The organism is Marinilabilia salmonicolor (assembly GCF_003003035.1).
Lineage (GTDB): Bacteria > Bacteroidota > Bacteroidia > Bacteroidales > Marinilabiliaceae > Marinilabilia > Marinilabilia salmonicolor_A.
Map to the genome: position 1 here is coordinate 95,475 of NZ_PVTS01000012.1, position 23,166 is coordinate 118,640.

19 protein-coding genes, 6 tRNA genes, 1 other RNA gene and 1 pseudogene are annotated in these 23,166 nt (G+C 39.6%); 14 read left to right on the forward strand and 13 right to left on the reverse strand.

Annotated elements, in window-relative coordinates:
* The first annotated feature begins 25 nt into the window (after positions 1-25).
* The 8 genes and pseudogenes from BY457_RS12835 (at position 26) to BY457_RS12880 (ending at position 10,911) form a co-directional block, all read left to right on the forward strand.
* Positions 26-1,066 carry a glycosyltransferase family 2 protein gene (locus BY457_RS12835; protein ID WP_106153730.1) on the forward strand — a complete coding sequence of 347 codons (1,041 nt, stop codon included), beginning with the start codon at positions 26-28 and terminating at the stop codon, positions 1,064-1,066.
* 19 nt (positions 1,067-1,085) lie between these two features.
* Entirely contained in the window at positions 1,086-1,685 is a 600-nt protein-coding gene (locus BY457_RS12840; protein ID WP_106153731.1) for a sugar transferase, read from the forward strand.
* Positions 1,686-1,723: 38 nt separating this feature from the next.
* Positions 1,724-2,893: a DegT/DnrJ/EryC1/StrS family aminotransferase gene (locus tag BY457_RS12845; RefSeq protein WP_106153732.1), complete on the forward strand. Its 1,170-nt coding sequence runs from the start codon at positions 1,724-1,726 to the stop codon at positions 2,891-2,893.
* A 42-nt stretch (positions 2,894-2,935) separates the two neighbouring features.
* Positions 2,936-4,378: an MBOAT family O-acyltransferase gene (locus tag BY457_RS12850; protein ID WP_106153733.1), complete on the forward strand. Its 1,443-nt coding sequence runs from the start codon at positions 2,936-2,938 to the stop codon at positions 4,376-4,378.
* 120 nt (positions 4,379-4,498) lie between these two features.
* Positions 4,499-5,440, forward strand: coding sequence for a hypothetical protein (locus tag BY457_RS12855; protein ID WP_106153734.1), 942 nt, complete (start codon positions 4,499-4,501; stop codon positions 5,438-5,440).
* 225 nt (positions 5,441-5,665) lie between these two features.
* Positions 5,666-7,576, forward strand: coding sequence for a polysaccharide biosynthesis protein (locus tag BY457_RS12860; protein ID WP_258176725.1), 1,911 nt, complete (start codon positions 5,666-5,668; stop codon positions 7,574-7,576).
* A gap of 529 nt (positions 7,577-8,105) precedes the next feature.
* Positions 8,106-9,464, forward strand: a pseudogene (locus BY457_RS19240) (IS1380 family transposase).
* Positions 9,465-9,756: 292 nt separating this feature from the next.
* Positions 9,757-10,911 (forward strand): glycosyltransferase, encoded by a 1,155-nt coding sequence (locus tag BY457_RS12880; RefSeq protein WP_181256479.1) that lies wholly within the window; start codon positions 9,757-9,759, stop codon positions 10,909-10,911.
* A gap of 76 nt (positions 10,912-10,987) precedes the next feature.
* Here BY457_RS12880 and BY457_RS12885 read toward each other — a convergent pair whose 3' ends face one another.
* Together BY457_RS12885 and BY457_RS12890 are read right to left on the reverse strand one after the other, a co-directional pair.
* Entirely contained in the window at positions 10,988-13,357 is a 2,370-nt protein-coding gene (locus BY457_RS12885) for a GumC family protein (protein ID WP_106153740.1), read from the reverse strand.
* An 11-nt stretch (positions 13,358-13,368) separates the two neighbouring features.
* Complete coding sequence (locus BY457_RS12890) at positions 13,369-14,163, reverse strand: polysaccharide biosynthesis/export family protein (protein ID WP_106153741.1); 795 nt, start codon at positions 14,161-14,163, stop codon at positions 13,369-13,371.
* 327 nt (positions 14,164-14,490) lie between these two features.
* On the opposite strand from BY457_RS12890, the gene BY457_RS12895 reads away from it, so the two are divergent.
* Positions 14,491-15,330 carry a hypothetical protein gene (locus tag BY457_RS12895; RefSeq protein ID WP_106153742.1) on the forward strand — a complete coding sequence of 280 codons (840 nt, stop codon included), beginning with the start codon at positions 14,491-14,493 and terminating at the stop codon, positions 15,328-15,330.
* Between the two features lie 28 nt (positions 15,331-15,358).
* The gene (locus BY457_RS12900; RefSeq protein ID WP_106153743.1) at positions 15,359-15,604 is read left to right on the forward strand and encodes an acyl carrier protein; all 246 of its coding nucleotides are present in this window, start codon (positions 15,359-15,361) and stop codon (positions 15,602-15,604) included.
* 22 nt (positions 15,605-15,626) lie between these two features.
* Here BY457_RS12900 and BY457_RS12905 read toward each other — a convergent pair whose 3' ends face one another.
* The 8 genes from BY457_RS12905 to ffs form a co-directional block, all read right to left on the reverse strand.
* Positions 15,627-16,244 carry an L-threonylcarbamoyladenylate synthase gene (locus tag BY457_RS12905; protein ID WP_106153744.1) on the reverse strand — a complete coding sequence of 206 codons (618 nt, stop codon included), beginning with the start codon at positions 16,242-16,244 and terminating at the stop codon, positions 15,627-15,629.
* Positions 16,245-16,355: 111 nt separating this feature from the next.
* Positions 16,356-16,428, reverse strand: a tRNA-Gly gene (locus BY457_RS12910).
* A 115-nt stretch (positions 16,429-16,543) separates the two neighbouring features.
* Positions 16,544-16,616: transfer RNA gene (locus BY457_RS12915), tRNA-Gly, on the reverse strand.
* A 6-nt stretch (positions 16,617-16,622) separates the two neighbouring features.
* Positions 16,623-16,704, reverse strand: a tRNA-Tyr gene (locus tag BY457_RS12920).
* Between the two features lie 109 nt (positions 16,705-16,813).
* Positions 16,814-16,887, reverse strand: a tRNA-Thr gene (locus BY457_RS12925).
* 66 nt (positions 16,888-16,953) lie between these two features.
* Positions 16,954-17,035: transfer RNA gene (locus BY457_RS12930), tRNA-Tyr, on the reverse strand.
* Between the two features lie 47 nt (positions 17,036-17,082).
* Positions 17,083-17,156: transfer RNA gene (locus BY457_RS12935), tRNA-Thr, on the reverse strand.
* An 8-nt stretch (positions 17,157-17,164) separates the two neighbouring features.
* Positions 17,165-17,258, reverse strand: an RNA gene (ffs, locus tag BY457_RS12940) — signal recognition particle sRNA small type.
* Between the two features lie 271 nt (positions 17,259-17,529).
* Between ffs and BY457_RS12945 the strand changes: the two genes are divergently transcribed.
* From BY457_RS12945 to BY457_RS12955, 3 genes are read left to right on the forward strand one after another with little or no spacing between them, the layout of a single operon-like run.
* Positions 17,530-18,105, forward strand: a complete 576-nt coding sequence (locus tag BY457_RS12945; RefSeq protein ID WP_258176726.1) for a DUF4199 domain-containing protein — start codon at positions 17,530-17,532, stop codon at positions 18,103-18,105.
* A complete protein-coding gene (locus BY457_RS12950) occupies positions 18,105-19,052 on the forward strand; it encodes a glycosyltransferase family 2 protein (RefSeq protein WP_106153745.1) in 948 nt (315 codons plus the stop codon). Before BY457_RS12945 ends, BY457_RS12950 begins: the two co-directional genes overlap by 1 nt.
* A 50-nt stretch (positions 19,053-19,102) precedes the next feature.
* Complete coding sequence (locus BY457_RS12955; RefSeq protein ID WP_106153746.1) at positions 19,103-19,831, forward strand: class I SAM-dependent methyltransferase; 729 nt, start codon at positions 19,103-19,105, stop codon at positions 19,829-19,831.
* A gap of 7 nt (positions 19,832-19,838) precedes the next feature.
* Here the strand turns inward: BY457_RS12955 and BY457_RS12960 are convergent, their stop codons facing one another.
* From BY457_RS12960 to BY457_RS12970, 3 genes are all read right to left on the reverse strand, one after another.
* Positions 19,839-20,297 carry an NUDIX domain-containing protein gene (locus BY457_RS12960; RefSeq protein WP_106153747.1) on the reverse strand — a complete coding sequence of 153 codons (459 nt, stop codon included), beginning with the start codon at positions 20,295-20,297 and terminating at the stop codon, positions 19,839-19,841.
* Positions 20,298-20,397: 100 nt separating this feature from the next.
* Positions 20,398-21,318: a tRNA (adenosine(37)-N6)-dimethylallyltransferase MiaA gene (miaA, locus tag BY457_RS12965; RefSeq protein ID WP_106153748.1), complete on the reverse strand. Its 921-nt coding sequence runs from the start codon at positions 21,316-21,318 to the stop codon at positions 20,398-20,400.
* Positions 21,309-21,839, reverse strand: a complete 531-nt coding sequence (locus BY457_RS12970; RefSeq protein WP_106153749.1) for an IS1096 element passenger TnpR family protein — start codon at positions 21,837-21,839, stop codon at positions 21,309-21,311. Before BY457_RS12970 ends, miaA begins: the two co-directional genes overlap by 10 nt.
* Positions 21,840-22,004: 165 nt before the next feature.
* On the opposite strand from BY457_RS12970, the gene BY457_RS12975 reads away from it, so the two are divergent.
* Positions 22,005-23,165: an outer membrane protein assembly factor gene (locus tag BY457_RS12975; RefSeq protein ID WP_258176727.1), complete on the forward strand. Its 1,161-nt coding sequence runs from the start codon at positions 22,005-22,007 to the stop codon at positions 23,163-23,165.
* The last annotated feature ends 1 nt before the right edge of the window (position 23,166 follow it).

Sequence of the window (23,166 nt, forward strand, 5' to 3'; positions counted from 1 at the left end):
TAATGAGATATTGTAAATTTTAAGGATGAATGATCTCACACCTGTTGTTTCGATAATTATGCCTGTTCGAAATGAAGAGGTTTATATTGGAGTGGTTTTAAATAATATTTTTTCTCAGGATTATCCTTCTGAGAAAATTGAAGTGATTATTATTGATGGTCAGAGTGAGGATGCTACTTTGGGTATCATCAATAATTTTAAAAAACGCAATCCTACTCATCGAATTATTACACTTCCAAACTTTCAGAAAATTGCTCCGGTTGGACTGAACATTGCTTTAGGGCATGCCAAGGGAGATGTAATTGTTCGAATGGATGCACATGCTGAATATCCTAAAAATTATTTGACTCGTTTGATTGAAGGGCTAAATAAGTTTGATGCAGATAATACTGGGGGAGTTGTGGAAACTTGTCCTCCAAACTGCAAGGCCAAATCGAAAGCAATTGCATTTGCCATGGGACATCCTGCCGGTGTTGGAAATTCCTACTTCCGCATTGGAGCTTCCAGTCCCCGGGAAGTTGACACTGTCCCATTTGGTTGTTTTTCCAGAGGAGTATTTGATAAAGTTGGGTTGTTTGACGAGGAACTTGTTAGAAATCAAGATGATGAGTTTAATGGCAGAATGCGGGCAGCAGGTATGAAAATAGTACTTCTGCCTGATCTGAAAATAAAGTATTTTGCAAGGGAATCCTGGAGAAAGCTGTTTCGGATGTTTTTTCAGTATGGTTTATTTAAACCCCTGGTTGTGAAAAAGTTAAAATCTCTGCCAACGTGGAGGCAATTAATTCCTCCCGGCTTTGTATTGTTTTTAATTGTGGGAAGTGTTTCTTCTATCCTTTCTACCCTGGTTTGCAATCTGTTTTTGTTTTTTACAGGGATTTATTTTTTGTTATTGATTTCAGTGGCTATTCAAGGTGTGTTTCGGTATAATGTGAATACTTTTTTTTTCGTTCTTGTTTCTTTATTCTTGATGCATTTATCATATGGGTTGGGATACTTAAAAGGATTTTACGGAATTTTGGTCGGGAAAAAAGTTTTTTTTAAGGTCCGTCAAACTTCGAGATAGTTTTTAATCTAATTATTATATGAAGAGGTTGTTTGATATATTGTTTTCAATCTTTTTGCTGATAATCTTGTTCATTCCTTTTTTGTTTTTTGCTTTATCGGTTTGGATAGATTCCGGATATCCATTTTTTTTCTTTCAAGAGAGAGTTGGGCAATATGGGAAGCCTTTCAGAATTATTAAATTTCGGACAATGGAAGTTATTCCAGGAGTTGAAAAAGGGACGTTTGATGCAGGAGATACCTCGAGGGTTACTAAAACGGGCAAATTTCTTAGGAAATTCAAATTTGACGAATTACCTCAAATTATAAATGTATTGAAAGGAGAAATGTCTTTTGTAGGACCTCGCCCTGAAGTAAAAAAATGGACGGAAAAGTATCCCGGTCGATGGGCTAAAGTTCTTCAGGTAAAACCGGGGATTACCGATAATGCCTCATTGACGTTCAGAAATGAGGAAGAGTTATTGGCCGGCTCTGATAATCCTGAGAAATTATATGAGGAGATAATTCTTCCACAAAAGCTTGATCTGTACGAGAATTATGTTGTGGATAAGAAATTTTGGTCCGATGTTCGAATTTTATTTAAAACAGCAGGATTATTGCTTATTTCTTCAAAAACGTAGGCTGTTTTATTCCTTAATTTATTGTAATTTATGTTTCTATGCGAAAAGTTCCATTTTCAAAAGTTACCTGTACCGGCAATGAGTTAAAGTACGTTACCGAAGTGCTTGAAAGCGGGTGGCTTACTACAGCCGGCAAAACACTCAGTTTCGAAAATAAATTTGCCGAAAAAGTGAATGCCCGATATGCGTGTGCCGTAAATAGCTGCACAGCGGCCCTGCACCTTGGCATTGAGGCTTTGGGAGTTCAGTCGGGAGATAAGGTATTTGTGCCCGATATGACTTTTACTGCCAGTGCTGAAATTGTTCGCTACATGGGAGCAGACCCTGTGTTTCTGGATGTGGAATATGGAACCTCCTTGATAACACCCGAAATACTTAAGAAAGCAATCTCGGAACATCCGGATGTGAAATACCTTGTTGTGGTTCATTATGGAGGGCAGTCTGCAGAAATGTTGAATACATCCGGCACAGGAATTATGGATATTTGCCGTAAGGAGGGAATAAAAGTCCTTGAAGATGCTGCCCATGCTTTTCCAGCAGAGCTTGGAGGACGAATGGTTGGAAGTTGGGGGGATGTAACTTGTTTTAGTTTCTATGCCAATAAAACCATCACAACCGGCGAGGGAGGGATGCTCACAACCAATGATGAGATGATTTATAATCGTGTCAAGATAATGCGGCTGCATGGAATTAATCGCGATGTGTGGGATCGTTTTACCTCTGATAAACCTTCCTGGGAATACGATGTGGTGGCACCCGGATTTAAATACAATATGCCGGATGTGAATGCTGCTATCGGGCTGGCACAACTGGAAGAGGCCGATCGTTTCAGGGATGAACGTCAGGTTGTGGCCGAGAGATATTTGGAGAAACTTTCCGATTTGGAGATGGTTGATCTTCCGGTATCTAAAGTTCCTCCGGGAGATCATGCCTGGCACTTATTTCCTGTGGTGCTAAATGAAAAAAGCTTAATCAGCCGAAACGATTTCATTCAAAGAATGGCCGACCGCGGAATTGGAACTTCGGTTCATTATAAACCCATGCATCGGTTGAGTTATTACCGGGATAATTACCAATTGGATCCGTTGAATTTCCCTGTAGCTGAGAAGATCTGGAAGGGAACTGTAAGTTTGCCCATTTTCCCTTCCATGAGTAAAGAGGAACAGAATTATGTAATTGACGAAGTACGAAAAATTCTTTACCCATAGTATAATTTATTTTTTTCAGGTTTTAAGATAAAAGGGGTCTTTATGTTTTTTGCTTCACTGGAATTCTTGCTGTTTTTTACTGCATTATTTTTTATTTTCTTTTTTTCTCCTTTGAGAATTAGAAGTACTGTACTGCTCGTTGCAAGCTTGTTGTTTATTGCCTTTTTTTCTCCGGCATTTTTGGTTTATGCCATTCTTTTCTCGTTTGTTAATTATCGGGTTGCTTTATGGATAAGTAAAGAAACGAACCTAAAAAGAAGAAGGAATGCTTTTTTGGCTGGTCAGGTTTTTAACATTGGAGGATTAATCTTATTCAAATACTTAACATTTATAGTTGAGAATATTCTATTTATAGTTGGGGTTGAAACGAGTGACTATGGATTGTTGGGCAAAATTGTCCTTCCGCTTGGCATTTCGTATTACACATTCCAGGGGATTAGTTATCTATATCTCGTCTATAAAGCCAAAGATCAGCCTGAAAGGTGCTTCTTGAATCTGGCTCTTTATATGCTTTATTTTCCTAAAATAATTGCCGGCCCAATTGAGCGGCACAGGAAATTCCTGCCACAAATAAATTTTTCCGGGTTCAGATTCGATCATCAGAGAGTCGTGGAGGGAGGACAGTTAGTCATGTGGGGAATGTTTAAAAAGTTGGTTGTAGGAGACACTTTAGGGATTGTTGTTAATAAAGTTTATGGGGATGTTGAGGTGTTTCAGGGGATACCTCTGATTATCACATTTATTATTCAGCCATTGCAAATTTATTTCGATTTTTCTGGTTATACCGATATGGCACTTGGATTTTCAAAAATTTTTGGCATACAACTTACAGATAATTTTCGGCGTCCATTTTTCGCTCAGACTGTTGGTGAGTTTTGGAGGCGGTGGCATATAACATTATCCTCCTGGTGCAATGATTTTATTTACAACAGGTTGCTTATTAAGCATAGACAGTGGGGCAAAAAAGCTGCAATTTATGCTGTTTTCAGTAGTTTTCTGGTTATAGGTATATGGCATGGAGCTAATTGGACATTCGTAATGCTTGGCGTTCTTCAGGGGGTAGCCCTTACTTATGAATTCTTTTCAAAAAGGAGGAGGATGAGATGGAGCAGGACGGTGCCTACTTTTATCTATAAATGGGGTAGTCGCGGACTGGTTTATCTTTTTTTTTCCATCTCCCTGATTTTTTTCTTTGCCCAAAACATAGGTGATGCGTTTCATTTTATGAGTTTTTTGCCAAAGATACAGGATATTGGTAATACACATTACGGATTTAATGTGGTACGGTGGGAGGCCGGATTTGCTTTATTAATGGCACTTTTGGTTCTTATCCTTGAATGGATGATTGAGGATAAAGGAATCAGGCTGAAGGCCTGGTTCAATGGCTTGCAATGGGGCTATCGATGGGGGGGGTATATTCTATGGGTATTCATTGTAGTTTATTTTTCTAAGAACCAACTGGTTTTTGTTTATGCTGAGTTTTGAGGTGTTTAATTAAAATTGCATCACTTTATTAATGTTTTGTAGGTGAGGGTTGTAGTGGGGCTGTTTGCTGATTGTTTTTTGGGGAAATACTATTAAGTGCGTTTTTTTAAATTGGGATTTATGAAACGGTTTGTTAAACGTTTGGGGTTGTTTGTTTTTATCCTGGGAGTTCTGGCCTTCTTGTCATATAAGGGGAACCGGATTCTCTTCGATAAATACGGATTTCAGATTCCTTCTTATGTGGAGACTTTGGTGACAGGTAGTTCTTTGGCTGCAAACGGCATAAATCCGGCTTTTATTGAGAATTCCTGCAATGTAGGCCTTGCTGGTGAGCCGGCGTTGGTATCATTTGTGAAAATAAGGGATTTATTGTCCCATCCTAATAATGTTAAGAGAATTGTCTTATCTTTTTCTTTAATAGAAACCTCTTCCTATTGGGATCAATCCTTTTCAGAGCAGAAATCGACTTGCGTGGAAATGTTTTCTCGAATTGCTTTATTGCGTGAAGAGAATAGTCTGGATTTATTTGAAGACATTCCGATTAATTATTTTGCATATAGTGAGGTATATCTTAGAAGCAGGGTGTTTCCAGTCATCCCCTATCTTATTAATTCTTTCAAAAAAGAGGGGGGGGTCTATCCTCATATTGGAGGCTATAATGAAATAGAATTTAACCGAAGAACAGTTGCTGAAAGAGAAGACAACAGGCAAGATATTTTAGATAGGATGTTTTTCCATGCTTCCTATCCGGAAAATATCAGTAAAATGAATTTCAATTATCTGGATTCTATTGTTGCATTAACTGCCAGAAAGGATGTTGATCTTATTCTTGTTGGGATGCCAATGGAGAAGAGTTTGTTTGAAATGATTCCATCCACCAACAGGATTTATTACCTGGAGCAGATAGAAGTACGTTCCAGAGAGTCTCATGTCTCGTTTATTAATCTCACAAATTACTTCGATTCTCAGCAGTTTTTTGGTGACTATGTTCATATTAATCGGGCCGGGGCTGACTCGGTGGCCAAAATTCTTCAAGACTTTATTTGGAAGATGCAAAAATGATAGCGATTCATTAATTCCAATAAATTGTGAATTAAGTCCCTAAAATAAACCATTCGTCAATAAAATGTACGGTATAATAAAAACACCCTTGCGATGCTTGCTCCCCCTGTTTTAACTTGTGATTCCTGAAGAGTTGATAATGTTTGCTTTTAGTTTTTAAAGTCTAAGTTTAATGTGTTGTTGTTTATGCAGAAGTATGACTTTCAATTCCCAAAAATTATTCCAATGAGAAGGTTGGTGACAAGAATATTCGAAGGAAAAATTATTTCTCCATGGTGGATTTTTGTTATAGATATGTTGTTGGTGAACAGCTCGCTGGCAATGGCTTATGTTTTAAGGGTAAATATTAACCTGGAATTGTATTCCATGTGGGATTTTCTAAGAACTGTTGTTTGGACTTCCCTTACTTACGCCATTTTCTTTCTGGTTTTTAAAACTCATCGTGGAGTAATTCGCCATACTAACCTTGATGAATTGAAGAATATGTTTCTGGCCTCCACAACCTCATTGGCGGTTTTGTTGGTTGCAGTTACCTTTTGGGGACCGCAAGAGGTTTTATTTGGTGGTACTCCCCGGCTGGTATTGATTATTCATTATCTGTTGGTTATATTTCTCTCTTTTGGATTTAGGATGCTGGTTAAAGAAGCTTATAATTATTTCACCAGTCAAAAAGGGAACATTAATACCATCATCTATGGTACAGGCGATTTGGGGCTTATTACCATGGAAGCCATCAAAAGCAATAAGAATAATGAGTACAATGTTATAGGATTTGTAGATGAAGACTCCGGCAGACATCATGTCACTTTGTCATCATTGCCGGTGGTAAAATGGAGTGATGTCATCAGTCGAAAAGGGAGGCTGTCAAAGGTTGAGGTAATCATTCTTGCAGTTAATGAAATCAGCGTTGAAAAGAAACAGCAAATTGCCGATGCCTGTCTTCAGAATAAATGGAAGCTGAAGATAATGCCAACCGTATCCAATTGGTTGAATGGCATTTCCAACACTGAGCAGATTAGGGATGTCAAGATTGAAGACCTTCTGGGACGAGAGGAAATTCGTCTCAGCCAGCGAAATATAATGGAGGGGTTAACGGGAAAAACCATTCTGGTAACAGGAGCTGCAGGATCGATAGGGTCAGAAATAGTGCGTCAGTTGATGAAATTTCCCGTTAAACAACTGTTGCTTCTCGATCAGGCCGAATCTGCTTTATATGACTTACAACAGGAAATGCTGTTGAGTTACAGCGATGCCCCTTTTGAGTTGATTCTTTGCAGTGTGACCAATAAAAACCGAATCAGGAAGGTTTTTGAGAATTGGGATATAGATATTGTCTTTAATGCTGCGGCTTACAAGCATGTTCCTTTGATGGAATCTGCACCTTATGAGGCTATTTATGTTAATATAGGAGGGACAAAGAATCTTGCTGATATGGCTGTGGAGTTTGGAGTAGAGAAATTTGTGATGGTTTCCACCGATAAAGCAGTAAATCCCACAAATGTGATGGGGGCCTCCAAGAGGGTTTGTGAAATGTATGTGCAGGCATTGTCTGTTCAGAAAGGGGTGAAAACACAGTTTATTACCACCCGTTTTGGGAATGTCTTAGGATCCAATGGTTCGGTAATTCCTCTGTTTAAAAAACAAATTGCCCAGGGAGGGCCGCTGACTGTTACGCATAAGGATATCACCCGGTTCTTTATGACCATTCCCGAAGCTTGCCAGTTGTTGCTCGAGGCTGCTTTTATGGGGAATGGAGGAGAGATCTATGTTTTTGACATGGGGAAACCTGTAAAGATTGATGATTTGGCCAAGAATATGATAAGACTTGCCGGATTGAAGCTTGGTGAGGATATTCAAATCAAATATACCGGTTTACGACCTGGAGAAAAACTTTATGAAGAGTTGCTGGCATCTTCCGAAAATACACTTCCTACTTATCATAAAAAGATAATGATCGGAAAGATACGTCCTGTGGAGTATAATCAGGTGAATAAAGAAATTCTGGAGATGTTGAGTAATTTGGACATCGAGTCAGACGAGATCCTGTTTGCTCGTCTTAAAGGTATGGTGCCGGAGTTTTTCTGTGCCCGTCTTGAAGAGCTTTTAGAAACAGAGCCGGCTAGTATTGATCAGTAAAAACAAAATTTTAAAAGGATAAAATAGTTTTTCCTTACAATATTGATTCTCAAAAGAAATCATCGTATAGAGCAGGATTTCTTTTGCGAAAATAGTGATGTTAATTGTTTGTAAATGTGTGGCTTGGTGCAGCTGGGAAATGGCATAGGCAAGATACGAAATCCTTTGTGCCATTTTTACTTGATAATACTAGTGCGGAAATTTTATTTTAGAAATAGTATAAGCTAAGGGGTGTCTCGCCTGAATATTATTTTGTTTTCTTAAGCAGGAATGCCTTAATGAAATTTTCTGTTTAGTATCAATCAATGTGTATGTATTTCTCGTAATTTTTGGTGTTTAATTATTCTAATAAAACCATTAGCCATTGAATGGGTACAAGAGAATTACGAGTTCAAATAGGCTATAAAAATAAAATTTTATGTTATTATGAACCTAACCTGAATAATTTATAAAAAAAAAGGAGGGTTGTTCCTGAAAATGTCCTGAATTATCAGTATTTTCAGGGTGTCTAACAACACCTCTTTATACAATGATACAGAAATTTTCCGAAAACAAAGAACAAACTCTCAGACTTTTTCCAGTTGAACATAAGAACGTGGAACTAAGTTTTACCGGTGACCGTATCAGTAGTGACTGTGGGCTTCTTTTATTACATGAGGTCAATAGGCAAATCGGTTTGACTGAACGTATAAGCAACTGTATTACAGACAATCGAGATCAGCGCTATATTGACCACTCCATAGAAGAATTGGTTAGTCAACGAGCTTATCAAATCGCTGCCGGTTATGAGGATTGTAACGACAGCAATGAACTGAGACAAGATAAGATTTAAAAAACCTGTGTTGGATGGCTTCCTCAAACAGGTATGGATTTAGGTTCACAACCTACTATGAGCCGACTGGAGAATAGTGTTAATTGGCGTGATTTGTATAAGATCGGAGAAGCCTTAGTCTCCCATTTTATAGGAACCTACAGCTCTGCACCAGAAGTTATCATACTTGATTGCGATGATACCAACACTAATACTTACGGAGACCAGCAACTGACTCTCTTTAACACTTACTATCACGATCATTGTTATATGCCCTTGCATATTTACGAAGGGCTTTCTGGTAAGTTAATTTCCACCATATTAAAAGCCGGCAGACGCTCCAAACAAAGCGATGTTGCTTCTGTTATTAAGAAGTTGATACTACATATAAGGGAACAATGGCCTAAAACCCAAATAATTGTTAGGGTTGACAGTCATTTTGCATCAAAAGATCTTATGGATTGGAGCGATACTGCTGTCCAAAAAGTGGGCTACATAACAGGTCTTGCTGGAAACTCAAAATTAAAGTCTTTGGCCGAGGTTACCATAAAGAGCGCAGAGCGGGAATTTAAGCAATACGGAAAGCCTGTTAAACGCTATCATTCATTTATGTACAAGGCTAAAAGCTGGGCATCGGCTAAAAAAATGGTGGTTAAAGTGGAGGCATCTGCCCTTGGCACCAACATCCGTTATATCGTCACAAACCTGACTCAGTTCAAGGCCAAAGGATTATAAGAGAAAGGTTATTGCGCCAGGGGTGCTGCGGAACTAAGGATTAAAGAACATAAACTGTACCTGAAGTGTGACAGAGCCTCATGTACTAGTTTTAAAGCCAGTCAGTTCCGGTTGTTCTTGCATTCTATCGCCTATGTTTTAATGCATACTATGCAAAAGGAACTTTTTAAAGGCACTGAATTGGCAAATGCCAATTTCAAAACCTTACAGAACAAGATTACAAAAACAGCTACCTGGGTAAAGGAAATGAAAACCAAGATAAAAATTGAATTCCCGAAATTTTGCCCGACGAAAGAGCTTCAAACTAAGAGCTTTCAAATGTTGGGCATGCTAGTAATATAGCCGATTGCAATCCACTAAATTAAAATACTTAATCGTCAATATCTCAGAAAGCCAAGGCTTGTGGCAGGAAACCGAACACCCACAACCCTGTATGTTAAACATAATTAATCGGGGTCATAAGATTTTGCTAACTTATCCCCGAATAAATGTAAATATCGCAAGCAAACTCTTCAAATTTTTATAGAAAAGACCTGATATAATATTATGTTAACCTGATATTTGGGTAAATTTGAGGTTTATGGATAAAGCAGGCTAACTGGTTCTATGAAAGCGTTGGGGGAGGATGTTTTATATGAAGAATAAAAAAAATATTTGTGTTCTGGGATTATCAGGGTTTCCGGACTCTATTTCTGCAAAGACAAACAGATATAAGTCAATTGTTGAGATGATAACAACTTATGAAGATTCTGTCACTGTTGTTAACAGGGATGTAGGAAAGCGGATTTCTAAAAATTATGGAAAGGCAAAGGTGGTTAATAGTATTGGTTGCGATATTGATAGTTATACTCTAAGAAAATATTTGAGGAAGATTATTGTTGTTTTTGATTTCTTTAAATTAATTCAAGTTTATGGTCTAAGAAAAATTGATGCCATTATTGTTTATTCTTATTCTTTCACGGATATTATTTTTTACAAGTTATATTCATTCGTTTTTAGAGCCAAACTTTGTCTTGATTATGTTGAAAAACGTTCTCAAATGCAATACCGAAAAGGTTATTTGAGTAAAACTATTAATGATAAGTTGTTTGAGCAAATAGGTTTTATAGTTTTTGATGGAGTAATAGTGATTAGTGATTTTTTGAAAGAAGAAGTCTCTAAACAGATAAAGAGTAATAAAATATATAAGTTGCCCCCGGTGTGTGATTTTGAGTATTGCTCCGGGAGGAAGAGTAAAAACTTTGAGAAATATATTCTGTACTGTGGGTCTGTTGGCTACAAGGACGTGATTTATTTCGTTTTGGATGCATATAATGAGGCTAAGGTATTTGATTCATTTTTACTTTATTTTGTAGTGTCAGGAGGAGCAAAAGAAATTGAGCAAATTAAAAATAGGTTTGCTGAATTTCCTTATGTAAGGGTCTATTCTTATCTGCCTTATGAGCAATTGTTAACCTTGTATAACAATGCACTTGGCCTAATAATTCCAATGAGGCAAACTTTGCAAGATAAAGCAAGGTTTCCCCAGAAAATCACTGAGTATCTCGCTAGTGGCAGACCATTAATTTCAAATTCTTGGGGGGAAATTTCTAATTATTTTAAAAACAGGGAAAATGCTGTTTTGGCTGATGGTTATTTGGTTTCAAGTTATTCCGAAATCTTAAAAGAAATTGCAAGAAACGAGATAGATCTTGATTTAATTGGTCAAAGGGGCTTTGAAACAGGTCAGAAATATTTTAGTGAAAAGGCACATTTCAAGGCACTTAATCATTTCTTGCATTCTTTGTAAATGGTGGTTTATACCCCACGATAATAGGGCTACAAGAACTTGAGTCCGTAGGTATCCGGTATTGAGCAGTTTGGTTTTATGGTTTTTTATGCGTCACTTTCTTTCTCCTCTTTTTCCTCTTCTTAATCTCTTTCTCCGTATTGTAATAATACGAATAGTCTTTCTTCTCAAACTGGGCACCGTTCAAAACAACTCCCACATGCTCCAGTTTTTTCATCTTTTCATCATTCAAACATCTTTTGAGGACCGATTTCGGGGTCACATTCTGACGGGTAATAAGTAATGTCAGATCACTATATTTGGTTAAAAGATAGGCGTCACTGACCAGACCGACCGGAGGAGTGTCAATGATTATAATCTCAAAATGTTTTTTGAGGCTGGCAAATAGCTGATCGGTTTTCTTATTGGCAATTAACTCTGTCGGGTTTGGGGGTATGTCTCCGGAGGTTATGATGTTCAGGTTTCCTGTGCTGGATGGTTGAACTAGTGTTTCCCACTCTTTTTCTCCAAGCAGATAATGTACCAGTCCCGGTGTTTTTAAATCCGGGAACATCTCTTCGTTAATGGCTGGCATCCTCAGGTCAAACCCCATCAATAAGGTTGTTTTGCCTAACTGAGCAAATGAATTTGCCAGGTTGGCTGCAAATACGGTTTTTCCCTCTGAAGGAACAGATGAGGTTACCAGGATTGTTTTTTCGGGTTGTTCCAGAGCGTAAAATCCAATGGAGGTTCTGATGTTTCGGAAGGCTTCGGCCAATGGGGAATGTGAGTTGGCCTCTAACACAGGTCTTTTGTGGGAGTCTGTATGTAGAGGAACAGTTCCGATAAGGGGATAGTTAGTTAATTCGGATATTTCGGACTCATCCTGAATCTTATCATTGTTGTACACTTTTAAGAAAACAATAACTGCCGGAAACATAAGGCCGAAAACAACAATCATCAGGATACTTCGCGTTTTATCGGGGGTAACCTGTCCCCGGGCTATGGCCTCCTCTACAATTTCGTGGTCGGGAAGGTTGGCTGACTTTGCCAGCTGAGCTTCCGCCCTGCGCTCGAGCAGGTAGGTGTACATCTCATCATTCATCCGAAACTTCCGCTCAATATTGAGGAGCGTCTGTTCGGTTTTTGGCAGTTTTCTTATTTCCTGACTCAACTGATAAAGCCTCCTGTTCAGATCGTTCAGAGAAAGTTGCGTTGTTTCAATAATGCTACGTGTGGTTTGCAGCAATGAATTTCTTAGGGTCTGAATACGATGATTGATGCGGATAATATTCGGGTTTTCTATATTGGTGTTAAATTGCAGACTTGACTTTTCCGCATTGAGAGAGGCCAATTCTCCAATAAGCTGATTTAATACCGGATCGTTAACCCCCATTGCTGAAGGGGCAACAATGTCATTGATGTCCAGGTTGTTTTCTATGTTGTTCAAAAGATAGGTGAGGTAATCCAGGCGTGCTTCCAGCGAAGCCTTTTCATTTTCCAGTTCGTTGGACTGGGTAATAATCATTTGTCCCTGAAAGGACACATCCATAACCTCATTGCGACTTCTGAATCCTTCGAGGACAGACTCTGCGGCAGCGAGTGAGTCCATGACTCCTACAAGTTGCCTTTCAATGAATTCAATGGTATTGGAGGCAATTTGATTCTTTTTGTCAAGGGTGTAATTCACTGAGTTCTGAGCCAGTTTGTTAAGGAAGTTTTTCCCTTTTTTGATATTGTTCTCAGTAATAGAAATCTCAATAATTGAACTTTCACGGGTTACTCTGTCAAGTCTGATTTTCGATTGATAATGCGCCGCCAGTGTTTTAATGGTTCTGGTTTTAAATAGGAATTTCCGTCCTATATATCTCTCTCCTCGTGAAATGATTTCCTCATTGGGAACAATTGTAAATACAAAGTTGGGAGTGCTGATTTTTTCGAAAAACTTATGGGTATCAGAGTAATATTGATTATCGTGGATTAAAGTAAGTGTGAACTGGTCTTTAGAATGAAATTCTACCGAAAAATCGAGGTTTGACAACTTAACTTCGGAAGTATCCGGAATGACGGTAAACGGACTTTCCTGATAAATTTCATTGGTTCGAAACAAATCATCTTTAAAATAGGAGATGGTAAAATCAAGTTGTTTTAGCACTTTCTCAATTTGTCGTCGGGAGGTAAGGATGATGAGCTGATTCTCAATGTTGCTTTGACTGCCCAGGTTAATTCCCGGAAGTGCATTTTCTCCACCGCCTGTCATGGATGATTGAGTTTCACTACCTTCGGATACCAATAATCTTGTACTTATTTGGTATTGTGGGGTGGTGGTTTTATTGTATAAAATTACTCCTGCTACTGTAAGCGTCAGAAATATTGGAAAGAAGTACCAATACTTCAGCATTTGCTTCAATAACTTTAGAATATTCAGATTGTTTTCTCTTTCGGTATCTTCGTTGTAATTGGTCATTCTTCAAATCTTTAGTTTTCTTCCCGCGAGTTCAGATAAGTAAGTATGGCAAAGGTGGCTGTAATCATGGAAACTCCTGCTGTAACAAAAGTGGTGTTCAGACTAAGTGCCTTGTAAGGTCTGGGTTCCACATAAATGATGTCGCCTGGTTGCAACCAGAAATATTGGGAGTAGATGGTTCGCTCGTCTGTGATGTCTATGATAAACATTTGAGGAATTTCATTCCGATGACGAATAAGGCGTACTTTTTTCCTGTTTCCAAAGTCTGTAAGGTCTCCTGCCAGACTGAGTGCTTCTATGATGTTAATTTTTTCACTGTTGAGTGGGAATCTTCCGGGCATATTAACTTCTCCAATAACAGTAATGTTGTCGTTCAATTGTTTCACGATGACATTGCTTTGCTCCAGATATCGGCTGACAGCAAGGGTGAGTTTGTCTCGTATTTCTTCCAACGTGAGGCCTGCAACAAATATTTTCCCAATAAACGGGTATTCAATTGATCCGTCCATGTCCACCCGGTATCCTAAAAGACTTGTTGCTGATGCTGATTCCGGCATGTTGGTATAGCCTGATTCATTATTCAGGAAAGCCGATGTTTGTTCATCAAGACTGGTTACACGTATGTAAAGCAGATCATTAACTTCAACTTTGTATTCGGGCGGATTCTGCAAAAAAGTTCCATCAATATCATTTAATTTCCGTGGCAGGTCTCCGTCCAGGTAGATGGATTTTTTCAGGGAATAGCATGAAGAAAAAAGTACTACAACCAGGCTTACAATCAATGTTCTTATCAATCCGTTTATCATTTTCTGGAATTTTATCAGATAGTAATTTTTTTATGACCTCAATTTCAACCAAAGTTACGGTATAATGCAAGAAAATAATCAAGGAAATATTTGCGCTGGTCAAATAAAATGCAGGGTTTGGGTATTTTGGAAGATTGGGAGAATTTTTGAGAATCAGTTTTAGTCTTGCGACGTTAAAAAGTATGACTTAAAATTCAGGCTGAAAAAACATAAATTTATGCCACTCAAATAAAAGTATAGCGCTTCTGTCAAAATACAATCGACAACGGTTGGCTTTCTACTTATATTTCAAAAACATTAATTGTTTTCAAAGTTAATTTTGTTGTTATGAGAATATTATTGTTTGTCTTTTCTTTATTATTAGTGGCAGGAGTTGGGTTTTCCGGTTGTGGTAGATCTAAAGTGGATAACTCTGATAAAGCAAAAAATGCCAAAGTTGTTTTTTTGCATCACAGCACAGGTGGAGTTATTTGGCGGGTGGAAAACAGCCTTTGGGCGAGAGTTAAACGGAAAATAGGTTTTGAGACAGGAATCCCGCGGTGGTTTGATAAGTATAATAAACAAAATGGAACCAATTATCAGATTCGTGAAATGAATTTTCCAAAACGCGATCCATATGGCTGGAATAATTATCCATATGACTATTATAATATATGGGTGAAAAACGGGCATCAGGATTATTTTATGGAGGAGCCCACATTAAAAACACTTACCGCCGATTATGATGTTGTCATCTTCAAGCATTGTTTTCCTGCAAGTGATATTGTATTTGATATTCAGCCTGATGTGAATTCGGATGTTAAGTCAGTGGAGAATTACAAATTACAATATGAAGCTTTAAAAAAGGAGATGTATAAATATCCTGATACAAAATTTCTGCTTTGGACGCCTCCAGCTCTTGTCGAAGCTGCAACCACTCCGGAGTCAGCCAGGGCAGCAACAGAGTTCTCATTGTGGGTGATTGAAGAGTGGGATCAGCCGGATGACAACATTTTTATCTGGGACTTCAGAACTCTGGAAACAGAGGGGGGAATTTATCTGGCTCCTGAAAATGCTGCTGGCGAAAGGGATTCTCATCCATCCTATTCGTTTGCAAAACGGATTTATCCGCTTTTTGCGCGCAGAATTGTTGAAGTGATCGAACATGCACCCCGGAATGTGAAATAAGTTAAACTAATAGATAAAATTGAAACAAATGAAGGAATCAGTTAAAAACTTTATTGCAGAAACATCTTTTACCGATCCTGCAAAAATAAAAGATGATACAATGCTTTTTGAGGAGGGAATTTTTGACTCAATGGGTTTGTTGAGTCTGATCTCTTTTTTGGAAGAAAACTTTGGAGTACAGACTGATGATGTGGATCTGATGGAGGATAATTTTAAAAACCTGAATGCTATTGAGGGGTATGTTAAGATGAAAAAAAGTTATTCAGAAGTCTAGGGGGTAACCGGATTTTACCTTTTTACAGCTCCAGCTCTCCTTTTCCCTGCCTTACAATTTCAAACTCACCCTCTGTGGTACAGTCCACAATAGTAGACGCTTCGTTTCCGCCATAACCCCCATCAATTACAATATCCACCAGGTTCTGATATTTTTCATGAATCAGTTCCGGATCTGTTGTATATTCCAGGATTTCATCCTCATCCTTGATGGAAGTACTGAGAATCGGATTGCCCAGTTCTTTGACAATCTCAATAGCAATGGGGTTGTCAGGGATTCTGAGGCCGATGGTTTTTTTGTTGCTTTTGAAAAATTTCGGAACGCTATTGCTTGCCTGTAAAATGAAGGTAAAAGGCCCCGGCAGATTCTTTTTTACAAGCTTAAATGTGGCACTTCCCAGGGGCTTTGTATAGTCCGAGAGATGGCTCAGATCACTGCAAATGAATGAAAGGTGATCTTTTTTGGGGTTGATGCCTTTGATGCGTGCAATTTTCTCCAGTGCTTTTGTATTATTTATGTCGCACCCCAGACCATAGACTGTGTCGGTGGGGTAGATAACAATGCCACCATTACGCAATACTTCAACCACCTTTTGTATTTCACGGGGATTGGGATTTTCCGGATAGATTTTTACGAGCATAGCATCTTTGATTATTGGTTCAGCAACAAACAAATATAAGCATAGATTATTATGAATGACAGGTTATAAATAAAAAAACGCCTGACTCAAAAAGAAGCAGGCGTTATTTTGAGCGGGAAACGGGACTCAAACCCGCGACCCTCAGCTTGGAAGGCTGATGCTCTATCAACTGAGCTATTCCCGCAAAAGTGGGGCAGAACAGGTTTTGTGTTTTCAAATAACAGAGGTCTTAATAAACCTGAACCATAAAAATAAGACCTAAAAAAACCTGATCGCATTACAATCAGGCTTTTTTATTGAGCGGGAAACGGGACTCAAACCCGCGACCCTCAGCTTGGAAGGCTGATGCTCTATCAACTGAGCTATTCCCGCAAAAAGTGGGGAGAGCAGGATTCGAACCTACGAAGGCTGAGCCAACAGATTTACAGTCTGCCCCGTTTGACCGCTTCGGTATCTCCCCGGTAATTTAAAAGAACGTTTACAGGCCTTGTAATGCCTTGCGTTTGGGACGACAAAGATAAATAAATTATCTTATCTGCAAACGAAATGTTGATATAATTTTTTGTGAGAGCCAATAGAGGGATTCGAACCCCCGACCGGCTGATTACAAATCAGCTGCTCTGGCCAACTGAGCTATATTGGCATTGTGCACCGTAGCTTAAGTGAAGGTGCGCTTTGTCCTCCTTTGCCAAGGCTAAGGAGGAGGCTGTGGGGAGAGCAGGATTCGAACCTACGAAGGCTGAGCCAACAGATTTACAGTCTGCCCCGTTTGACCGCTTCGGTATCTCCCCGGTAATAAATTTCACAAGACCCGCAATTTCAAAGATCAAAAATGGTGAGCCAATAGAGGGATTCGAACCCCCGACCGGCTGATTACAAATCAGCTGCTCTGGCCAACTGAGCTATATTGGCAGGGCGGGTAAGCTACCTATATCGCACCGCTACAACCGCCTACCCTTGCTGCCGTCAGGCCCTGGGGGAGTTCAGCAGGAGCTGGTCGTATAGGACTTACCCGGGGTGCAAAAGTAGAAATTTTACCATTGCCGGCAAATTTCCGGGTGAAAAAAATTTGTGGTTTTTGGGTAGTTTATAGCTAATGTGTTTGATTTCAATTTGTTTTTAAACAAAATTTTTTCAATTTTTCTTTTAAATGGTTGACTTCTGACATAGCACGAAGCAATTTGAATGTAATGGAGAAAGCAATGAGGCATTCTCATTTTTTTCTCGGTAAACAGGGACAATTTATGTATTTTAGCCGTCTATTAATTTGAAATAAGTTACATAAATGATGGATAATTTGTCAACAGAAAAGACAGACAGGGAGTTACAAAAGAATAAAGCCCGGTTTATCTTGAATCAGGGGGCTTTTATGGGCCTTGCACTTGCTGGTGTTTTCTGGTTTACACAGGTGACCGGACTTGAAACCTCTTTTTTGAATAATGTATTGACCTGGTTGGTTTATATAGGCTTTATTCATATCTCCATGGTTCGCTATCGTCAGAATTATTTGGGCGGTTTGTTGGGATACGGACAGGGAGTTTGGCTGGGGACCCGAATGGGAATGTTAGCAGGTATCATTTTAGGCGCCTGGATGTTTCTGTATATGAAAGTGATTAATCCTGGCTATACCGATGAGCTGATTGTCCAGATGCAGGAATCTTATCTTTCTATGGGAATGTCAGAGAATGAGGTTGCTCAAATGGAAGATCTCTTTTCTCTGGTTGCCAATCCGGCTTTAATGATTACATCAGGTGTTTTTGGTGCCGGTTTCACGGCTTTGCTTTTCTCTCTGATCATTGCCATATTCCAGCGCCGAAGACCGCAGGACCCGTTTTCTAATGCGATGAAAAACATTGAGTAATGGAGTTATCAGTTGTTGTCCCTTTTCTGAATGAAGAAGAATCACTGCCGGAGCTTATCCGGTGGATTGAGCGTGTATGTTCAAAAATGGAGGTGAATTTCGAAGTTGTTGTTGTTGATGATGGAAGTACAGATCATTCCTGGGAGGTGGTTAAAGAGTTAAAGAGAGAGTTTGACTTTCTGATCGGACTTCGTTTTCGCAGAAACTATGGTAAGTCTGCAGCATTAAACAAGGGGTTTGAGGCAGCACAGGGAGATGTGGTGATTACCATGGATGCGGACTTGCAGGACAGCCCTGATGAGATTCCCGAACTTTATGCCCTGATTAGCAAGGATGGTTATGATCTTGTGAGTGGATGGAAAAAGAAACGCCATGATCCTTTGAATAAGACGCTTCCAAGTAAGTTATTTAACAGGACGGCACGAATAATCTCCGGAATTAAACTTCATGATTTTAATTGCGGCCTTAAGGCTTATCGAAATGAAGTTGTGAAGAATATTGAGGTGTATGGCGAAATGCATCGTTACATTCCAATTTTGGCCAAACGTGCCGGTTTTTATAAGATTACAGAGAAGGTTGTGAACCATCGTGAGCGCAAGTATGGTGTTACTAAATTTGGAATTGAAAGATTTATGAAAGGATTTCTGGATCTCTTATCTGTGATGTTTATATCAAAATTTGGCAACCGCCCAATGCATCTCTTTGGGGCGTTAGGGACACTCATGTTTTTTATTGGATTTGGTCTTGCAATCTGGCTCGGAGCCCATAAGTTGTATTGTGTTGCTCATGGGGTGGTAGCTCCTTTGGTTACCAGTAATCCGTTTTTTTATATAGGACTGGTTTGTATGATTTTGGGTACGCAGCTTTTTGTTACAGGCTTCCTGGCAGAACTGGTCTCCCGGAACCGGCCGGACAGAAATGAATATTCAGTGTCTGAGAAATTTTAAAATTAAATCTTTTCCGGTGTTCTAATCTTATCTTAGAAATAAACCCGCTTATGTCTTTTTATCAATCTATTGCACCATATTACGATTATATCTTTCCTCCAACCCCCATGCATGTTGCTTTTGTTAAAAGCAAAGCAGGGGATATTTCCGGAAAACGAATGCTGGAGGCAGGATGCGGGACAGGAAATCTGGCATTGCAACTGGCGGGTCAAGGTGCGGTGGTTGAGGGAGTTGATCTGGACCCTGAAATGATCTCTGCTGCCCGGGGGAAGGCCGGTTTGTCAGAGAATGTACGGTTTAATCAGTTGGATATATTAAGGATCTCTGAAAAATTTGAACCCAACTCATTTGATGCAGTGGTTTCTTTCGGGAATACACTCGTTCACTTAAAAGATGCGGACCAGGTTATGCAATTTTTGCAGCAGGTAAAAAATGTTTTGAAACCCGGAGGTTCACTGATGGTTCAGATTATTCATTATGACCGCATTCTGAATCAGAAGATTAATGCTTTACCAACCATCGATAATGAGGAGATAAAGTTTGAACGGTTTTACGACCTCGATGAGACAGAAGGATTTATTGATTTCAGAACTGTTCTTACTGTGAAAAAAAGGGGGCAGAGGATTCAGAATTTAGTAAGGCTTTTACCTTTGCGAAAAGGAACCATCGTGGAACTCCTTCAAGAATGTGGATATAAGGATATTCGGTTTTATGGAAACTTTAAAGAGGATGATCTTACTGCAGATTCTCAGCCTCTTATATTCACCGCTCGAAAATGATCTTTTTCTATGGGGTTGGGAAATTGAGCTTTATCAGTTCCACAACTTTTTTATCGATGGGAAACGTCATCTCTTCCGGGTTTAAGTCACGAATAGCAATCCACCTGAAGGACTGACTTCCGTTTCTTTCATTTTCGAAATCAAACTTCTTACGGGAGAACTTCAGGTTGTGATGTTCAGGCAACTGAAACAGGTAATAAATGCTGATCAATTGTGTGTCTTTGAAGAATCGGGTGGGCTGAAAAAAATCTGTGGTGTAAAAGTGCCCTGTAACAGTAATTTCAACCCCCATCTCCTCCCGGCACTCTCTTTTCAGGCAATCTACGGGGCCTTCTCCATACTCCAATCCTCCGCCGGGAAGTTTGGTCATATAGGTGTCCATTACATATTCATCGGTAACCAGTAACTGCTTATTCCGGATGCAGACTCCATAAACTCTTATGTTGAAACAAGTTGGGTTGCTCATGCTGAAAGTAAAAAAAGCCGGAGCTCTTCTCTTTAGATTGTAAACCGCGAGAAAGAATCATTTAATTAAAATGGAGCTCCGGCCTGTGTTGAGTAAGTTTTTAGTATCCGTCATTAAGTTGTTCTTCAACAAATGTAATAACTTCCTCAGGACTTTGGGGGTCAAACCAGGTAATTTCTTTGTCACGTCTGAACCATGACAGTTGTTTGCGCGCATATCTTCTTGAATTTCTCTTAATCAGTTCAATGGCTGTTTCGCGGGATGTTTTTTTATCAAAGTAATCAAAAAACTCTCTGTATCCAACGGTATTGAGAGCATTTAAGTCTTTATGCGGGTAAAGATTGAGGGCTTCTTCTTCCAACCCTTCCTGTATCATTTGATCTACTCTCAAGTTGATTCTCCGGTGCAATTCGGCCCGGTCCATGTCCAGGCCTACTTTAATGATCCGGAACGGACGTTTTTTTCTGGTGTTTGTTCGGAGATCGGAATAGGGGCGTCCGGTCATCAGGCATATCTCGACGGCATGAATCACCCGTTTGGGGTTTTTCAGATCTACTTGTTCGTAAAAGACCGGGTCCAGTATTTTTAATTGTCTTCTGATGCTCTCGATGCCTTCTTTTTGGTATTTTTCCTGTAAGTTTTGGCGAAGTTCAGGGTCGATTGTTGGTAAATCGTCAATCCCATTGCAGAAAGCATCGATATAGAGCATAGAGCCCCCTGTAAGAATGATGGTGTTATTTTGCTGAAACAGTTTGTTGGTTAAAGCCAGAGCTTCCTGCTCATATTCGTATGCACTGTAATAATTAAAAATGGAATGTGTGCCAATGAGAAAGTGCGGTGCCTGCTCAAGTTGTTCTTGTGTTGGGGCTGCAGTTCCGATTTTCATTTCCTTGAAAATCTGACGTGAATCGGCTGAAATTACAGGGCAATTTAGTTTTTGTGCCAGATGGATACTTAGTCCGGTTTTTCCGATTCCCGTCGGGCCGGTAATTACAATGATTGTTTTATCGTTTAATACCATTCTTCTTCATCGTATGAGTCCTGTTGTTCTCCGAGATCCATGATGTCTTCGTTGTCTTCATCTCCTGTGAACTCAAGCAAATCGATGTCATCCAGATCTCCGCTTTCCAGAGCAGAACTGTCAAGTTGGAGTGGTGGATTGCCATGCCGCCTGGTGCATACCGTTTGATTGATTTCACCGTCACTTATTTCGAATAACTCCAGGAATAGCGCCCGTTCTGCAAACTGATCAAAAACATACAGTAGTCTTTGTTTTTTCTCAGTAATAAGCTCGCCTAGGTTGGTGTTGTCCATCACTTTTATGTCAGGATCCTGACCATCGGTCATGTCTATTAGTGTAACCTCTACCTCCTTGTGCCAGTTTTGGTCTGTAAGAAAGAAGGAGGTCATCTGGCTCTTGTCATAATCCAACTCTTTCACAAGAAAAGTATGTAAATCAAAGAAAGTTGCGTAGCTGTTGATGGCAATTTCTCTGATAAAATCTTCATTTTCACCGGATATGATCCGAAATTTGTATATCATATATGCCTGAAAAGTTCTGTTTTTTGATTGATTATGGTAAGGAAAAACGCAAAACTATCCGAATTGTTACAAAAAACCGGTATTTTTCTGCCTGAATAGAGCAATTATTGACTAAAGGAGCGTTTTGAGAAGATAAAGCAGGTTGAAAACTAATTGAATTTTGATATGATGAATGGTCGATTGATTGGACCAATGGTCTTTGTTTTTTGGATGGTCTCCGGATTGAATGGGGTATATTGCCAGGGAGTCAATAACGTAGGTGGAGAAAAGTCTGATTCTCCTGAAAAGGTTTCAGGAATAGCCGGATTGGGAGAAAAAGTACTTGACCTTGTTACCTGGGAGAAGGAGGGTGTTGTATATACTATTTATCCGTCTCTGAGTGTGAGTCCCCGCAATGGGTTTGTTTACGGGGTGATGCCTGCCGTGAAATGGAACAGTGCACATAAGGGAAAGTTTAACACCCTTGCGATTAATGCTGAACATTCTACCAAAGGGATGCTTCAGTTGCAGTTGGAGCATGAATGGTACCTTGGTGAGTCCTGGCTGACGACGGGCGATGCATTTTTGAATAGCCGGGAAGATCAGTTCTGGGTGGGAGCCAACGATGACGAGTTCTTTTTTGACAGGAGGGAGTTTCGGATAGAATGGGACTTTTTAAACAATCCAATTCCTTCATTTTGGATTGGTGGAGGGATACTTCTGAACAATAATCACTTTGAAGAGTCGGCTTCCTTAGTTTTTGGAGAGGAGGGTCTTAAGGGAGCCGAAGGTGGTTTCATTGCAGGGGTTGGGCCTAAACTGTTGATTGACACAAGACATCGAACACTGTCTCCTGAGAAAGGTACGTGGCTGGAAATTATCCCCTTGTTTGCAGGAGTTGCCGGCTTCGGAGATTACAGGTATCAGCGATATACTATTGACGGACGACAGTACATTGCATTGAAGGAGGAGGTTACATCTTTGGCTTTTCAGATAGTAGTTGATTATGCTGACGGGGATATTCCTTTTTACGAGGAACCTCAGTTGGGAGGGAAAGAAAGACTACGTGGAATCGGGCATCCACTTGAGGAAACCGGGAAGGCTGTATGGTTGGCAAGAGCAGAAATCCGGCAACATATATGGTGGCGACTGGGTGTGGTGGCTTTTGCAGGTGCAGGCAAAGCCGATAGCGGATATAAAAAGCCTTTTGCCGATATGGTTTCATCGGTAGGCGGTGGGCTTCGCTTTAGAATGCTTCCGGACGATCCGCTGAATGTGCGTTTCGATTTTGGGGTCTCTTCCATTGGAACCACGGGTTTTTTTATATCTTTGAAAGAAGCTTTTTAAC

Bases quoted from the DNA above. Each gene is read 5' to 3' on its own strand.
- BY457_RS12835 (WP_106153730.1), top strand. From the start codon at position 26: ATGAATGATCTCACACCTGTTGTTTCGATAATTATGCCTGTTCGAAAT.
- BY457_RS12840 (WP_106153731.1), top strand. From the start codon at position 1,086: ATGAAGAGGTTGTTTGATATATTGTTTTCAATCTTTTTGCTGATAATC.
- BY457_RS12845 (WP_106153732.1), top strand. From the start codon at position 1,724: ATGCGAAAAGTTCCATTTTCAAAAGTTACCTGTACCGGCAATGAGTTA.
- BY457_RS12850 (WP_106153733.1), top strand. From the start codon at position 2,936: ATGTTTTTTGCTTCACTGGAATTCTTGCTGTTTTTTACTGCATTATTT.
- BY457_RS12855 (WP_106153734.1), top strand. From the start codon at position 4,499: ATGAAACGGTTTGTTAAACGTTTGGGGTTGTTTGTTTTTATCCTGGGA.
- BY457_RS12860 (WP_258176725.1), top strand. From the start codon at position 5,666: ATGAGAAGGTTGGTGACAAGAATATTCGAAGGAAAAATTATTTCTCCA.
- BY457_RS12880 (WP_181256479.1), top strand. From the start codon at position 9,757: ATGAAGAATAAAAAAAATATTTGTGTTCTGGGATTATCAGGGTTTCCG.
- BY457_RS12885 (WP_106153740.1), bottom strand. From the start codon at position 13,357: ATGACCAATTACAACGAAGATACCGAAAGAGAAAACAATCTGAATATT.
- BY457_RS12890 (WP_106153741.1), bottom strand. From the start codon at position 14,163: ATGATAAACGGATTGATAAGAACATTGATTGTAAGCCTGGTTGTAGTA.
- BY457_RS12895 (WP_106153742.1), top strand. From the start codon at position 14,491: ATGAGAATATTATTGTTTGTCTTTTCTTTATTATTAGTGGCAGGAGTT.
- BY457_RS12900 (WP_106153743.1), top strand. From the start codon at position 15,359: ATGAAGGAATCAGTTAAAAACTTTATTGCAGAAACATCTTTTACCGAT.
- BY457_RS12905 (WP_106153744.1), bottom strand. From the start codon at position 16,244: ATGCTCGTAAAAATCTATCCGGAAAATCCCAATCCCCGTGAAATACAA.
- BY457_RS12945 (WP_258176726.1), top strand. From the start codon at position 17,530: ATGATGGATAATTTGTCAACAGAAAAGACAGACAGGGAGTTACAAAAG.
- BY457_RS12950 (WP_106153745.1), top strand. From the start codon at position 18,105: ATGGAGTTATCAGTTGTTGTCCCTTTTCTGAATGAAGAAGAATCACTG.
- BY457_RS12955 (WP_106153746.1), top strand. From the start codon at position 19,103: ATGTCTTTTTATCAATCTATTGCACCATATTACGATTATATCTTTCCT.
- BY457_RS12960 (WP_106153747.1), bottom strand. From the start codon at position 20,297: ATGAGCAACCCAACTTGTTTCAACATAAGAGTTTATGGAGTCTGCATC.
- miaA (WP_106153748.1), bottom strand. From the start codon at position 21,318: ATGGTATTAAACGATAAAACAATCATTGTAATTACCGGCCCGACGGGA.
- BY457_RS12970 (WP_106153749.1), bottom strand. From the start codon at position 21,839: ATGATATACAAATTTCGGATCATATCCGGTGAAAATGAAGATTTTATC.
- BY457_RS12975 (WP_258176727.1), top strand. From the start codon at position 22,005: ATGATGAATGGTCGATTGATTGGACCAATGGTCTTTGTTTTTTGGATG.